Origin of the sequence: Sphingobium sp. TKS, assembly GCF_001563265.1 — a bacterium.
Taxonomy (GTDB): domain Bacteria; phylum Pseudomonadota; class Alphaproteobacteria; order Sphingomonadales; family Sphingomonadaceae; genus Sphingobium.
Map to the genome: position 1 here is coordinate 39,566 of NZ_CP005084.1, position 15,707 is coordinate 55,272.

Genomic DNA, 15,707 nt, shown 5'->3' on the forward strand with positions numbered 1-15,707 from the left:
CCTCTCGATTATGATAGATAGGGTGCGAGGCCCGCGACAAAGGCAGGAATATTGTCCAGCGTCAGCATGCCATCTTCGCTCGCGCATAGTCCTGCGTGCCGCGATGGTAGACGCGATCTTCTGGCAACACCGTATCGGGCGCCAGATCGCTCTCCCCCTCCAACTCGCGATAAATGGGACCGAAGTCCACGTCCGATGTCCTCGCCAGTAAATCCTCGAAACTGTCGATGACGAAATAACTCTGCTGATAGTCGTCGATGCGATATTCCGTCCGCATTAGCCGCTTGAGATCAAAGCCGATCCGATTGGGCGAGGGATCGTCCAGTGCGAAAACGGACTCTCCATAGGAGGAGACGATGCCTGCACCATAAAGCTGCATCCCGCCCTCGCGCCGCATCAGCCCGAACTCCACCGTATACCAGTAAAGCCGCGCCAGATGATCGATCGCCCCCATATGGTCGGCGCGCAAACCGCCCTCGCCATAGGCCTGCATATAGTCCGCAAAAGCCGGGTTGGTCAGCAATGGCACATGGCCGAAGACATCGTGAAAGACATCCGGCTCCTGCAAATAATCGATCTGCGCCGGCTTGCGGATAAAGCGCCCGGCGACGAAGCGCCGATTGGCCAAATGTTCGAAAAACACCCGGTCGGGCACCAGCCCCGGCACCGCCACTACCTGCCATCCGGTGCGCCGCATCAGCCGCTCCGACAATTCGGCAAAATCGGGAATGCCGGGCCGCGTCATCCGCAGAATGTCCAGCCCTTCAAGGAATTCCGGCACGACTCGCCCCGGCAGCATCGCCGCTTGGCGTTCGAACAGCCGGTCCCACATCACATGCTCGTCAGGCGTATAGGCAGCCCAATCCTGCGGAACTGTCCAGTCCGCAGCCGCGCCGTCAGGAAGTGCCAGTTCAGCCTGTGCCATGGGAAGCCTTATCGCACGCCCAAGGGGAAAATGGGTTTCATTTTCGCGCAAATCACGCAGTCTAATGAAACAGGATCATCGCCTTAGCCAATAATATGAAACAATCTCATCCCAAAATTCCCGGCAAGTCCAACCCCTTCTCCCGAGCGCACTCCCGCGCAATTTCATAACCCGCATCCGCATGCCGCATCACCCCGGTCGCCGGATCGTTCCACAACACCCGTTCCAAGCGCCTGGCCGCCGCCTCGGTTCCATCCGCGACGATCACCATCCCCGCATGCTGCGAATAGCCCATTCCGACCCCCCCGCCATGATGCAGCGACACCCAGGTCGCGCCCGAAGCGGTGTTCAGCAACGCATTGAGTAGCGGCCAGTCGGAAACGGCATCGCTGCCGTCCCTCATCGCCTCCGTCTCCCGATTGGGCGAAGCGACCGAGCCGGAGTCCAGATGATCCCGCCCGATCACTACCGGCGCCTTCAACTCGCCCTTCGCCACCATCTCGTTGAAGGCCAGCCCCAGCCGATGCCGGTCCCCCAATCCCACCCAGCAAATCCGCGCCGGCAGCCCCTGAAAGTGAATCCGCTCCCGCGCCATATCCAGCCAATGGTGCAGATGCGCGTCATCGGGCAGCAATAACTTCACCTTGGCATCGGTGCGGTAGATATCCTCCGGATCGCCCGACAAGGCGGCCCAGCGGAACGGCCCGATCCCCCGGCAGAACAGCGGCCGGATATAGGCCGGCACGAAGCCGGGGAAATCGAAGGCGTTCTCGACCCCCTCATCCTTCGCCATCTGGCGGATATTATTGCCATAATCGGTGGTCGGCACACCCGCCGCCTGAAAGTCCAGCATCGAGCGCACATGCACGGCCATGCTCGCCTTCGCGGCCTTCGCCACTGCTTCCGGCTCCCGCTCCCGCCGCTCAATCCACTCCGCGACGGTCCGCCCGATGGGCAGATAGCCATTCACCGGATCATGCGCGCTGGTCTGGTCGGTCAATAGGTCTGGCCGCACCCCGCGCCGATAGAGTTCCGGCAGAACCTCCGCCGCATTGCCCAACAACCCCACCGAAACCGGCTTCCGTTCCGCGCAACTCTTCTTAATGATCTCCAAGGCTTCCTCGATCGAAGAAGCCGCCGCGTCGAGATAGCCCGTCCGCAACCGCATCTCGATCCGGCTCGGTTGGCATTCGACCGCGAGACAGGAAGCCCCCGCCATCACCGCCGCGAGAGGCTGCGCCCCGCCCATGCCCCCCAGACCGGCGGTCAGCAGCCACTTCCCTGAAAGGTCGCCGCCATGATGCTGCCGCCCCATCTCGACGAAGGTTTCGTATGTTCCCTGCACGATCCCCTGCGTGCCGATATAAATCCACGACCCTGCCGTCATCTGCCCGTACATGGCGAGGCCACGCTTATCGAGCTCGTTGAAATGCTCCCAATTCGCCCAATGCGGCACCAGATTGCTGTTCGCGATCAACACGCGAGGCGCATCCACATGCGTGCGAAACACCCCCACAGGCTTCCCCGACTGCACCAATAAAGTCTGGTCGTCCTCCAGCCGCCGCAACGTCTCGACGATCCGGTCATAACTCTCCCAGTCGCGCGCCGCCCGCCCGATGCCGCCATAGACGACCAGCTCCTCCGGCCGCTCCGCCACATCGGGGTGGAGATTGTTCATCAGCATCCGCAAGGGGGCTTCGGTCAGCCAGCTTTTCGCGCTGAGCGTCGTGCCGGTGGCGGGCCGGATCATGCGGCTGTTATCGATACGGGTCATCAGGCTTCCTCATATGCTATTGTGCATTCAGCCGTGAGCTTCCGCAAAACGGATGCATCGGCGCAAAATCTTGGTCAGAACGGCACGCATCGGCGCGGCATAATCGGCATCGAAAACCGGCGGCCAAGCGCCCGCTTCATCCAGATACCCCCGCATCGCCAGCTCCATCTGGATTGCATGCACGCCCTTGTCCGGTTCGCCATAGTTGCGCGTCGTCCACCCGCCCTTGAAGCGCCCGTTCAGCACATGGCTCTGCCCGTTCGCCGCGCAAATCTCCTGCACGGCGGCTGAGAGAACAGGCGAACAACTCACCCCGCCAAAAGTACCGATATTGAACAGCGGCAATTCGCCCTCGAACAGCCGGGGCACATGGCTTCGGATCGAATGCGCATCATAGAGCACTACCCGCTCATGCCGCACCCTCAGCCGCGCAATTTCCCCCGTCAGCGCCGCATGATAGGGCACGAACCAGCCTTGGGTCCGCCGGGCGACCTCCGTCTCATCGGGCACGGCCCCCGCATAAAGCGGCTCCCCATCGAAAGTCGTCGTCGGGCACAATTCCGTCGTAGCCTGCCCCGGATAGAGCGAAGCCCCGGACGGGTCACGGTTCACATCGACAACGCTCCGCGAAACCGCCGTCCGCACGACCGTCACGTCCAGATCGCGGGCAAAGGCGTAAAGCCGATCCACCCACCAATCCGCATCCCACAGCGCCAGTTCGGGCGAACGGAAATCCGCCTCCACATCGGCAAGATCGGTTCCGCTATGGGGCAAGGCGACGATCAAGGGCGCCTCGCCTGGAGTGACTTCCAGCCAGCTCATCCAACCAAGCCCGGCAGAGCCAGCCCTGCCGCCTCTATCACCGCGCCGGATCGCACCAGCCGATTGGCGATCTCCATATCCGGATGGAAATGCCGGTCCTCCTCCAGATGCGGCACCTCGGCGCGCAGCCGCGCCCGCACAGCCTCCAACGCGTCGGAGGAGGCCAAGGGCGCATGGAAATCGCAACCCTGCGCCGCCGCCAGATATTCGATGCCGATCACGCCTTCGGCATTCTCCACCATCTCCGCCAATCGCCGCGCCCCATGCGCCGCCATCGACACATGATCCTCCTGATTGGCGGATGTCGGGATGGAATCCACGCTCGCCGGAAAGGCCCGTTGCTTGTTTTCGGAAACCAGAGCCGCCGCCGTCACCTGCGGGATCATGAAGCCGCTGTTCAACCCCGGCCGGGGCGTCAGAAAGGCGGGCAGTCCCGACAGGGCCGGATCGACCAGCATCGCGATCCGCCGCTCGGCTATGGACCCGATCTCGCACACCGCCATGGCGATCATGTCGGCGGCAAAGGCCACCGGCTCCGCATGGAAATTGCCGCCCGACAAAGCCTCATCCGTCTCCGCGAAGATCAGCGGATTGTCGGATACCCCATTGGCCTCCGTCTCCAGAATCACGGCGGCGGACCGCATCACATCCAGCGCCGCGCCCATCACCTGCGGCTGGCAGCGCAGGCAATAGGGATCCTGCACCCGCGGATCGTCCGCCCGATGCGAAGCGCGAATGGCCGACCCCGCCATCAACGCGGCCAGGGCTTCCCCTACCGCGATCTGCCCCGCATGCCGCCGCAACCGATGGATACGCGGATCGAAAGGGGCATCGGTCCCCTTGGCCGCCTCGGTCGAGAGCGCTCCGGTCACCAGCGCGGTCCGGAACAACCGATCCGCCCCGAACAACCCCGCCAAGGCATTGGCGGTGGAAAATTGCGTCCCGTTGAGCAGCGCCAACCCCTCTTTCGGTCCCAACTCCAGCGGCGTCAGTGCAGCCCGCGCCAAAGCCTCCGCAGCAGGCAAACGCTTGTCCTCGACCCAAATCTCACCCACCCCGATCATCGCGGCGGTCATATGCGCCAGCGGGGCCAGATCGCCGCTCGCTCCTACCGATCCCTGCGCCGGCACAACCGGAGTCAGCCCCCGCGCCAGCATCGTCTCCAGCAAGGCCACGGTCTGCGGCCTGATCCCCGAAGCCCCCTGCGCCAGACTCGCCAGCTTCAACGCCATCATCAGCCGCACCACCGGCACAGGGGAGGGGAGGCCTGTCCCGGCCGCATGACTGAGCACGATATTGCGTTGAAGCGCCGCCAGATCCTCATCCCCGATCTTCACGCTCGCCAGCTTCCCGAAGCCGGTATTGATCCCGTAAACCGGCTCATGCCGCGCCAATATGCGTTCGACCGCCGCCGCCCCCGCCGCGATCCGGGGTGCGGATGCCGGGTCCAGCCCGACTGCCGCGCCCTCATGGATCGCCCGCCATTGCCCCAGCGAAACCTCGCCCGGAATGAGCATCATCGTCCTCTCCAGATACGGGCATGGAGCGGATTATACCCCATGCGATACACCAGCTCGGCAGGCCGCTCTATGTCCCAGATCGCGAGATCGCAGCTCTTGCCGACCTCCAAAGTCCCGACCCGGTCGAGCAACCCCAAAGCCCGCGCCGCCTCCCGCGTCACCCCGGCCAGACATTCCTCGACGGTCAGCCGGAACAGGGTCGCCCCCATATTCATCGCCAACAGCAGCGATGTCAGCGGCGAAGTCCCCGGATTGCAGTCGGTCGCCAGCGCCATAGGCACCCCCGCCCGCCGCAGCGCGTCAACGGGCGGCGCCTTGCTATCGCGCATGAAGTAGAAGGCTCCCGGCAACAGCACCGCCACCGTTCCGGCCCGCGCCATGGCGGCCACGCCCGCCTCGTCCAGATGCTCCAGATGATCCGCCGACAAGGCCCCATGCCGGGCCGCCAGTTCCGCGCCATGCAGGTTGGACAATTGCTCCGCATGCAACTTCACCGGCAAGCCAAGCCGCCGCGCCGCCGCGAACAACCGCCCGATCTGGGCAGGCGAAAAGCCGATCCCCTCGCAAAAGCCATCCACCGCGTCGGCCAGCGGCGCCACCGCTGGCAAGACCCGCTCGATCAGCAGATCGACATAGCCCTCCGCATCCCCGGCAAATTCCGGCGGAATCGCATGCGCGCCCAGAAAAGTCGTAGCGACTGACACAGGCCGTGCTTCCCCCAAGCGCCGCGCCGCGCGCAGCATCTTCGCTTCATTCTCAAGGTCCAGCCCATAGCCCGACTTCACCTCGACCGTGGTGACGCCTTCGGCCATCAGCGCGTCCAGCCGGGGCAGGGCGCTCGCCACCAGCGCATCCTCGCTCGCTTCGCGCGTGGCCCGCATGGTGGAGACAATCCCGCCCCCAGCCCGCGCAATCTCCTCATAGCTGGCCCCGGCGAGCCGCATCTCGAACTCAGCCGCCCGATCGCCGCCATGCACCAGATGGGTGTGGCAATCGATCAGTCCCGGCGTGATCCAACGCCCGGCGCAGTCGATGACTTCCACCGCGTCCGGCGCGTCCCCGGCAGGTCCGGCATAGCAGATCAGACCCCCGCGCACGCCCACCGCGCCGCCCTCGATCACTGGCACGTCACCCCGCAAGGTCGCGATCCGCGCATGGGTCCAGACTCTATCGCAGGGAGGGGGCATCGTCATTTCCCACTGGCATCGACTCAATAATGTATATACTTAAATGCGTACTATCACCATTGTCCAGAGAAGGAAGAGAATGGCGCTCTGGTTCGAACAGGCCTTGCTCCCCGAAGGCTGGCGCAGCGGCGTCCGCATCACCCTGAGCGGCGGCCAGATCGCGACCATCACCCCCGACACCAGCCCCGCACCTGAAGACGAACGCCACGGCCCTGCCTTCGCAGGCTTGCCCAATGTCCACAGCCACGCCTTTCAGCGCGCCATGGCGGGCCTCACCGAGAGGGCGGGGGCGGGCAAAGACAGCTTCTGGACCTGGCGCGAGGCGATGTACCGCTTTGTCGATCGCCTCGATCCCGATGGCCTGCATGCCATCGCCGCGCTGGCCTATGCCGAAATGCTGGAAAGCGGCTTCACCAGCGTCGGGGAGTTTCACTATCTCCACCACGACCCTAGCGGCGTCCCTTATGCCAACCCCGCCGCCATGGCCGAAGCAATTGCGGAAGCCGCCCAGGAGACGGGCATGGCGCTGACCCTGCTCCCGGTCTTCTACGCCCATTCCGACTTCGGCGGCGCGCGCCCGACGACAAGCCAACGCCGCTTCCTCCACAGCCGGGACAGTTTTTCCCGCCTGATGGAAGCCCTCAAGCCCCTCGACGCGATATTGGGCGTGGCGCCCCACAGCCTCCGCGCCGTCACGCCTGAAGAACTGGCGGACGTCACAATTCTTGCGCCGGACGGGCCCATCCATATCCACATCGCTGAACAGCGTGCCGAGGTCGAAGCCTGCCTCGCCTGGAGCGGCCAGCGCCCGGTCGAATGGCTGATGGATCACGCCCCGGTCGACCGCCGCTGGTGCCTCGTCCACGCCACTCACGTCACCGACAGCGAACTTGGCCCCGTCGCGAAAAGCGGCGCCACTGTCGGCCTATGCCCCATCACCGAAGCCAATCTGGGCGATGGCCTCTTCCCCGCCCGATCCTTCCTCGCCCAGGGCGGCCGGATCGGCATAGGCTCCGATTCCAACGTCGAAATCGACGCCGCCGCCGAACTGCGCCTTCTGGAATATGGCCAGCGCTTGATCCATCAGGGCCGTAACCTACTCACAGCCCCAGGCCAATCCACCGGCGCCAGCCTCTACCATCATGCCCAAAGTGGCGCTCAGGCGTTGGGCCACGTCCCCGCAGCCCTCACCCCCGGCGCCCGCGCCGACATCGTGACCCTCCGCCGCGATAACCCCGCCACCGCAGCCCGCTCAGGCGATCATCTGCTCGATAGCTGGATCTTCGCCCGCGCCGACATTGATAGCGTCTGGTGCGCCGGCAAGAAGCGGGTTAGCGCGGGCCTCCACCACGCCCGCCCCGCCATAGAGGCGCGTTACACCCAATTGCTCAAGGCTCTGCTCGATTGACCCGTCCCCAGACAGACGCGCTCCACAGCCGCATCCGCCGCGACATAGAAGGCCGCATCATGTCGGGGCAATGGCGTCCCGGCCACCGCATCCCCTACGAGCATGAGTGGATGGAGACCTATGGCTGCTCCCGCATGACGGTGAACAAAGCGCTGCGCTCGCTGGTGCAATCGGGCCTGCTCGAAAGCCGCAAGCGCGCGGGCACCTTCGTCGCCGCCCCCCGCTTCCACCGCGCAGCGCTTGAAATCCCGGACATCCGCGCCGAGGTCGAGGGGCAAGGCCTTGCCTACCGCCTCGACCTGCTGCGCTGCGAGCGGCGCAAGGCGACGGCGGACGACAAGACGCTGCTGCGCATCGCGGACGGCGAATTGCTGGCGATCGAATGCCGCCATTTCGCTGAAGACCTGCCCTATGCCCTCGAACAGCGGCTGATCAACCTTGCCGCCGTCCCCGAAGCGGCAGAGGCGGATTTCTCCACCGAGCCTCCCGGCTCCTGGCTGCTCGCTCATGTTCCCTGGACCGAAGCCGAACATCGCATCACCGCCATCACCGCCGACAAAGCGACGGCGGGAAGCCTCCAGTCCCCGGAAAACGCCGCCTGTCTGGCGCTGGAGCGCTGGACATGGCGTGGCGAGGAACGCATCACCTACGCCCGCATGCTCTACCCCGGCGACCGTTACGCGCTGACCGCCCACTTCCACGCCGGACTCTCAATCAGCGCTTCCCCCGGAAAGCCCATCGCATCGTCCCGGCCAAGGCAAAAGCCCCTACCCGAACCAAGGGCCATGCCATGACCGGCACCGAAAACCCATGCATCCGCCGCGCCCACCCCGGCAGCAAGGCGACGGAAGCCTGCATCATCATCGCCTGCGCCGGAGCCAACGCAATCGAAGGCGCAGGCTGGTGCAACACTCTCCGCGCCACTTCCCGCGTCCGCTCCGTCACCGCCAGCTCGTCGCGAAAGCGCGCCATCAACATCACCGCCTGCGCCCGGCTTTCCGGCACCGGGTCAGCCCCCAGGGCTCGCGCCACCAGGGCGGTCTCCGCAAAATAGCGGTCCTGCTCGGCCAGCGACATGAACGGCTCTCCATAAGCGATCCACGCATCCAGAAAGCTCATCGCCTCGCAAACATGCACCCAGGCGAGCAACCAGGGATCACTCGCCGCATAAGCCGTGCCGTCAGCCAAAGTCCCCCGCACATGCTCATGCACCTGCCGCACGCGCGCGATCGCCGCTTCCGCCTCCGCCCGCTCGGCATAGGTGGTCACCGCGATGAACCGCGCCGTCCGCCGCAGCCGCCCCAGCATATCGTCGCGGAAACTGCTATGATCCCAAATCCCCGCCAGCGCGGCGGGATGCAGCATCTGCATCAGCAAGGCGCTCACCCCGCCGATCATCATGCTGGTGACATCGCCATGCACCCGCCGGATCACCGAGCCGGGCGGATATAGCGCCAGATCCGAAGCCTTGACCGGCTTCTCCCCCTTCGCGCTGTCATGGAACACACCTCGCACCTGCCCCACCAGCAGGCGCCGCAGCATGTGCGAAGGACGTTCGATCACCTGATCCTCCTCATGAAGGCATGGGGAGGATCAGCTCTCCTACCCGGCCGCCATCTGCGTCATCGACGCATAATCCGTCTTCCCGGTTCCCAACAAAGGCAGCGCGTCCAGCACCCTGATCTCCCGCGGCAGAGCCAGTTCCGCCACCCCATGTGCCTTACCCCAGGCCTGCAAAGCCGCCGCCTTCGCCTCCCGCGCCGTGGTGAACAGCACCAACTGTTCCCCCTTGCGCGCATCCGGGCGCGTCACCACCGCATGCTCGGCCTCCGGCCAGACTGCCGAAGCATAGCCTTCCACGGCGGGTAGGGAAATCATCTCGCCGCCAATCTTGGCAAAGCGCTTCGCCCGCCCTCTTATGGTCACAAAGCCCTGCTCATCGATGGTCACGATGTCGCCCGTATCATGCCATCCGCCCTCCGGCGGTTGCAGCACGCCCGGCGCATCGGCCTTCATATAGCCCGCCATGATATTCGGCCCCCGGATCGAGAGCCGCCCGCCCTCGCTGATCCCCGGCACCTCGTCCAGCCGCGCCTCGATCCCCGGCAGCAGCCGCCCGACCGATCCGGCGCGGAAATGCATCGGCGTGTTGACCGCGATCACCGGTCCCGCTTCGGTCGCGCCATAGCCTTCCAGGATGCGCAGCCCGAACTTCTCGGCATAGATTTTGCGCGTCTCCTCCCGCACCCGCTCGGCCCCCGCGAAGATGTAGCGCAGCGAATAGAAATCATAGCCATGCGCCATCCGCGCATAGCCCGACAGGAAGGTGTCCGTCCCGAACAGGATCGTCGCATTGGCGTCATAGGCGAGCGCCGGCACGATCCGGTAATGCAGCGGACTGGGATAGAGCAGCGTCTTCACCCCATGGAAGATCGGCAGCAAAGTCCCGCCGGTCAGCCCGAAACTATGGAACACAGGCAAGGCGTTCAACACCACATCGGCGGAATTGAAATCGATCCGAGCCGCCAACTGGCGACAATTGGCCAGCAGGTTGCGATGGGTCAGCACCACCCCCTTGGGCAACCCCTCCGACCCGCTGGTGAAGAGAATGACCGCCGCATCGTCCGGCGTAACCCTGAGCCGCTTATGCGCCCGCCCGGCAAAGCGGCTGGCGATCAACCCCCGTAGCTTTGCGCCGATCCCGATGCCCGCCGCCACATCCTCCAGCCAGAGGACAGCAATCCCCTCGGCCTCCAGCCCGGCAACGACGTCGCCCAGCTTCCCCTGTTCGACAAAGGCCCGGGCGGTCACGATCGTTCTGATTTGCGCGGCAGTGCAGGCCGCTTTCAGGTTCGCCAGCCCCGCCGTGAAATTCAGCATCGCCGGCACGCGCCCGCCAGCCTGCAAGGCAAAGAAAGCCACCGCCACCCCCGCCACATTAGGTAGCAGCACGCCGACCGCTTCCCCCTGCCGCGTCGAACGGCCCAAGGCCCGCCCCAGCACCAGCGCGCCCGTCACCAGCCGCCCGTAACTCAGCGGCTCGCGCTTCACATCCTCGACCACCAGCGCGCCCGCGCCATGGACATGCCGCGCCTCCAGCAGCGCTTCGAACAGGGTGCGATCCGTGTCTGAGGTCGCGAACATCATCTGGCTCATCTCGTCATAGAGCCGCCGCCCGGCGATCGCCCGCCGCGCCCGCGCCGTCATCTCGCCCTCTATGGCGAAGCGGCGCGGCGGCAGCACGGTCAGCGAAATCTTGGGGAAACGCCGTAACCGCACCTTGCCCCGCAGCCGCGAGAAAGGCGTGAACTGCGCCCCATCGATCCGCACCGGGATGATCGGCGCATCGGCCTTGTCCGCAACCATGCCGGGGCCGTCGAACACCTTCATCAGCGCGCCGGTCACGGTGATCCGGCCTTCGGGGAAAATCACCAAAGTCCGCCCCTCCCGCACCGCCTTCACCATCGCCTTGGCCGACAGGGGATTGGTCGGATCGACCGGAAAGGCATCGAACAGCGGCAGGAAAGGCTTCACCCACCAGGCCTTGGCGATCCGCGTATGCACCGCGAAAGTCGGCTTGCCAGGCAGGAAAGCCGCCAGCAGCAAGCCGTCGAGAAACGACACATGGTTCACCACCACGACCGCCGGTTCCCCGACGCCGGGCATATTCTCCGCCCCATGCACCTCCACCCGGTAGCAAAGCCGCAGCAGCCCCCGCACGATCGCCTTGATGACCGTCTCCGGCAGCAACCAGCAGCTAATCAACGCAACGACCAGAGTCGCAAAGCCCATCACCCCGATGACGCCGGGCACGCTCTCCCCCCGCGCCAGCATCGCCGTCACCGCCGATACGACCGCCACCGTGGTCGCCGCATTGACGATATTGTTCGCGGCGATGGTCCGCGACCGCTCCTCACGCGGGCTGTGCGTCTGAAGAATGGCGTAGAGCGGCACGATGAACATCCCGCCCGCAAAGGCGATGCCGAACAGATCGACCATGATCCGCCAGCTCCCCGGCGACCCGACGAATACGGCAATGCCCGCGCCCGAATGCACGGGGACATAAGCACTGGTCGACAGCCACAGATCGATCATGAACCCCGCCAGCGCCAGCGCGGACACCGGCACGAACCGCGCCGACACATGCCCGCCCAGCAGCCGGTTCACCAGCATCGACCCCAGCGCCACGCTGATCGAGAAGATCAGCAGGAAGAAGGTGGCGACCTCCTGCCGCGCTTTCAGAACCCCGCTCACCAAAGGCGCGAATTCCGCCAGCAGCACTGCGCCCACCGCGAAGAACCAGCTTATCCCCAGGATCGACAGCCACACGCCCCGCCCATGCCGGGCGGCTTTCAATATATGCCAGGTACTCCTGAACACATTCCGCTCGATCCGCAGCCCCGGCACCACCGTCGGCGCGGTCGGCACCGCCAGACTGACCAGAAACCCCAGCGTCGCCAGCCCGACCGCGACCATGCCTGCTTCCCAGGGCGGAATGACGCCCGCCAGCAACTGCCCGCTCAGGATCGCAAGGAAAGTCCCCGCTTCGATCAGCCCGGTCCCGCCCATAATCTCTTCAGGCCGCAAATGCTGCGGCAGGATCGAGAATTTGACCGGCCCGAAGATCGTCGAATGCAGCCCCATCAGGAACAGGCAAGATAGCAGCACCGGCACCGATTCCAGCCAAAATCCGGTGACGGCCAGCGCCATGATGACGACCTCCGCCGCCTTCACCGCCCGCACCAGCTTCGCCTTGTCCCAGGCGTCCGCCAACTGTCCCGCCAGCGCGGAAAAGAGGAAATAGGGCAGGATGAACAGGCCCGTGGCGATCGTCGCCAGCAGCTCCGCCTTGTCCGGCTCAGCGCGATAGAGGCCGAAATTGGCCAGGAACAACAGAGCGAACTTCAACAGATTGTCGTTGAACGCGCCCAGAAACTGCACCACGAACAAGGGCGCGAAACGGCGTTTACCCAGCAAAGACAGATCAGGTGCGGACATTTTCTTACCCCCGTCCTTCACGCATTATGCAGCATTTGTCGCGGAGTTGTTAAGCGGCTCGCGCAACACGCGATTATAAAGCCATCCGATCCCGATCAGGCTGAACCCCAAAGCCAGGAAGGATGCGATCCGAAGCAGGCCGGTGAGGCCGGAGGCATCGAACAGGAACACCTTGGCCACCGCCGCCAGCATCAACAGCAGCGAAGCGATCCGCCAATCCCCGGCTTTCCTGTGGATGCCCCAGAGCAGAAAGCCGATCGCCAGCCCCAAAGCCAGCACGGACCGCAATATGTCCTCCGCTTGACCGACCCCCGGCACGGTCAGCAGGGAGCCGACGAAAAGCTGCCGCAGCAAGGCTATCCCGGACAGCGCGATCAGCCCCATCCGCAACCCGTCCGCCAGGCGCGGAGCCCAAGCCCCGACGACCCAAAGCGCCGCGAAGGAAAGTGCAAAAGCAGCCGACAGCAGATTGAAAACCGGCCAGCTCCCCACCGCCTGCGGAAACCACAGCGGATCATGCAGCACAACGGTATAGACCAGCAAATGCGCCAACCCCGCACCCGCGAGCAGTCCTCCGACCGCCCGTCCCAATAGCGGCGGGAAAGGTCGGGGGAGGGCCAGTCGCTCCATCCGCCAAGCCACGAACCCGGCTCCAATCAAAAGCCCCTCCCAAAGCGTCCGCTCCGCCAAGGCGAGGCGCGTCACATCGTCCCAGCTCTCCAGCCCGAAGACCTGCTTATACCCGACATGCACGGCGACCCCGCCCAGCACCGCCGCGACAACCCATCCGACCCGCCGTTCGATCACCCCGACAACCGAACGAGCCCGCCACAAGGCAAAGCCCAACATCACCGCAGGCACCACCAGACGCCGCACCGCTTCCCCGATCCCCGGCAAATCCCGCGCCAGCATCGGCTCGCCCACCAGCGACAGCAAGGCCCGCCCCGACCAAAGTCCCACCGGCCAGCATGCCCAAAGCGCCACCACCGTCAGAGCCACGCCCAACCCAGGCGCCATCCGTCCCACGGCCAGTTTCCGCGCGCCTTCCGCCAACAGGGCCAGACCCAAAGCCGCTCCCACCGGCACCCAGATTGCAGGCACCGCCTGCGCCACCGCCCCATAAGCGAGCAGCACGGCCGCGCCCTGCGCCACCATCCGGCCCTCGACGAACCGCGCCCGCCAGGCGAACAACGCCGCCATCGACGCGCCCGCCGCCCAACATATTACCCCCTGCCAGGCAGCGTCCGCCGCCGCGCCGCCCCAAAGCCGGACCACCTCATCCGATCCAGCCAAAGCCACGACCGTGCCAAAGGCGAAGCCCCAGCCACTCCATTCGACCCGCCGATCCCCGGCCCGTTCCGCCAGCATCAGCAGCCCCGCCGCCACCGCCGCGATCACCACCGCCAGCATCCACCCCGCCAGCCCCAGCCCACCGGCCACGACCAGCAGCAGCGCCGCCGCGCTCGCCAGCGTCACGAAGCGCGCATCCTCCCGCCGCCCCTCGCAACTCCAGCCGGTCAGCATCGCGACCCCCGGCAATCCTGCCGCCGCCAGCGCCAGCAGGGCAAATTCCCCGTCCAGCCCCTCGCGCCAGAAATGCCCCAGCCCCAGGGAAAAACCGCCCAGCGCCAACCCGGCGACTTGCCCCGCCTCGACCAGCGTGCCCCCGCGCCAGACCCGCCACAGGGCCGCCCCACCATAAATCGCCACCATCCCCAGCATGACGAGCGCAAAGCGTCCCATCTCCGGATCGGGCCAGACCGCCGCCAACAGCAGCGCAACGCCCAGCCCGACCGCCGCCAGAGGCCGCAGCGCCGCATCCCGCCCCAGCCACAGCAGCGCGGCCGAAAGCAGCCCGAACAGTCCCCAATGCAACAGCGAAAAACCGCCCATCGCCACCAAAGCCGCCATTTGCGCCGCCGCGACGACCGCTGCGCCGACCCGCAACAGCACCGCCCGCGCGCCCGAAAAGGCGAAAAGCGGCAGCACCACGCCCAGCATCAGCACCAGTAACCCGACTGAAAGCGAGGACGCCCAATCCAACGCCCCCACGGCCAGCATCACCGCGCCCCAAGCCGCCCCGCCGATCAGCGCACTGACGCCCAGCCACATCCACCGCTGTGCCCGCGACAGCACGGTGAGTCCGCCCACCGCCAAGGCCAGATAGCAACTCAGCAACGGCACATTGGGCTGCCCCGCCTGGACCAGCGCAGGCGCCGCCAGGCCGCCCACCAGCCCCAGCAACGCGCTTGGCGCTCCGAAACGCAGCGACAGCGCCATGGCCAGCCCGGTCACCCCCGCCAGCCCGGCAAAGGCGACCCCCGGTCCCACCAGACCATACAGCGTATGCGCCGCCAGGATGCTGACATAGAGCGTCGCCAGACCGGCCCCGGAAAGCGCCTGCCGCACCCGCGCATCGCGCACCCGCTCCTCCAGCCGCAAGGCAGCCTCGGCGCACCCGATCAGCGCCCCGCCGAACAACAGCCCCAGCACGATCCGCACCAATGGCGACAGCAAGCCCGCGTCGATCGAATATTTGACCAGCAAAACCCCCGCGACCGCCAGCGTCACCCCGCCTGCCCAGATCGGCAGGCGGCGGCCGAAGAGTTCCTCGAAACCGAAGGAGGGGCGGACAGGGGCTGCGATGGGCTTCTCCGGTTCGGCCGCGATTGCCTCGATCGGCGGCGGAGGAGGGGCTGTCACACTGTCCGCTCGCCGCTCCACAATCGCCGCGGGACGTAGCGCGCGCTCATCCCTCTCTTCGTCATCCCCGCGAAGGCGGGAATCCATTTCCCGCATCTCACCCCAAGGCGAACGCTCAGGAGATGGACCCCCGCCGGTGCCTGGGTGACGGTCGTGGGTAAGGGAAACGCCAATGTCAACGCTGGTCCCTTCCAATGCCGCCAACCGCCGTTCGGCGGCCTTCAGCCGCCCGCGCATGTCGAACAGAATCACCCCGAAAGCCAGCAGAACAAGCGCCATGAACATGAGTCGCACCCCTGAAACCCTGCGGAACGATCATCGCACTAGCGTAAAATTAGACACTGTTCAATAAAATAATTAGACAGCGTTC

The 15,707-nt window shown here is 65.7% G+C and carries 10 protein-coding genes; 2 read left to right on the forward strand and 8 right to left on the reverse strand.

Annotated features, from left to right (window positions below):
* Positions 1–61: 61 nt before the first annotated feature.
* The 5 genes from phhA to hutI form a co-directional block, all read right to left on the reverse strand.
* Positions 62–925 carry a phenylalanine 4-monooxygenase gene (gene phhA, locus K426_RS21190; protein WP_066562172.1) on the reverse strand — a complete coding sequence of 288 codons (864 nt, stop codon included), beginning with the start codon at positions 923–925 and terminating at the stop codon, positions 62–64.
* Positions 926–1,031: 106 nt separating this feature from the next.
* Positions 1,032–2,699, reverse strand: a complete 1,668-nt coding sequence (gene hutU / locus K426_RS21195; protein WP_066562173.1) for a urocanate hydratase — start codon at positions 2,697–2,699, stop codon at positions 1,032–1,034.
* A 27-nt stretch (positions 2,700–2,726) separates the two neighbouring features.
* Positions 2,727–3,521 (reverse strand): N-formylglutamate deformylase, encoded by a 795-nt coding sequence (hutG, locus tag K426_RS21200; RefSeq protein WP_066562175.1) that lies wholly within the window; start codon positions 3,519–3,521, stop codon positions 2,727–2,729.
* Positions 3,518–5,041 carry a histidine ammonia-lyase gene (gene hutH, locus K426_RS21205; protein ID WP_066562177.1) on the reverse strand — a complete coding sequence of 508 codons (1,524 nt, stop codon included), beginning with the start codon at positions 5,039–5,041 and terminating at the stop codon, positions 3,518–3,520. The genes hutG and hutH overlap by 4 nt, the downstream gene beginning before the upstream one ends.
* The gene (hutI, locus tag K426_RS21210) at positions 5,038–6,228 is read right to left on the reverse strand and encodes an imidazolonepropionase (RefSeq protein WP_443018232.1); all 1,191 of its coding nucleotides are present in this window, start codon (positions 6,226–6,228) and stop codon (positions 5,038–5,040) included. The genes hutH and hutI overlap by 4 nt, the downstream gene beginning before the upstream one ends.
* 79 nt (positions 6,229–6,307) lie before the next feature.
* Here hutI and K426_RS21215 point away from each other — a divergent pair, with 79 nt between their 5' ends.
* Together K426_RS21215 and hutC are read left to right on the forward strand one after the other, a co-directional pair.
* Complete coding sequence (locus K426_RS21215; RefSeq protein WP_145907552.1) at positions 6,308–7,636, forward strand: formimidoylglutamate deiminase; 1,329 nt, start codon at positions 6,308–6,310, stop codon at positions 7,634–7,636.
* Positions 7,633–8,430, forward strand: coding sequence for a histidine utilization repressor (gene hutC, locus K426_RS21220; protein WP_082748969.1), 798 nt, complete (start codon positions 7,633–7,635; stop codon positions 8,428–8,430). Before K426_RS21215 ends, hutC begins: the two co-directional genes overlap by 4 nt.
* On the opposite strand, the gene K426_RS21225 is transcribed toward hutC, so the two are convergent.
* The 3 genes from K426_RS21225 to K426_RS21235 are packed head-to-tail and all read right to left on the reverse strand — an operon-like array spanning position 8,351 to position 15,622.
* The gene (locus K426_RS21225) at positions 8,351–9,196 is read right to left on the reverse strand and encodes an oxygenase MpaB family protein (RefSeq protein WP_066563703.1); all 846 of its coding nucleotides are present in this window, start codon (positions 9,194–9,196) and stop codon (positions 8,351–8,353) included. The genes hutC and K426_RS21225 overlap by 80 nt on opposite strands.
* 42 nt (positions 9,197–9,238) lie before the next feature.
* Positions 9,239–12,634, reverse strand: a complete 3,396-nt coding sequence (locus K426_RS21230) for an acyl-[ACP]--phospholipid O-acyltransferase (protein WP_237230130.1) — start codon at positions 12,632–12,634, stop codon at positions 9,239–9,241.
* Between the two features lie 24 nt (positions 12,635–12,658).
* Entirely contained in the window at positions 12,659–15,622 is a 2,964-nt protein-coding gene (locus K426_RS21235; protein ID WP_066562184.1) for a DUF2339 domain-containing protein, read from the reverse strand.
* Between the last annotated feature and the right edge of the window lie 85 nt (positions 15,623–15,707).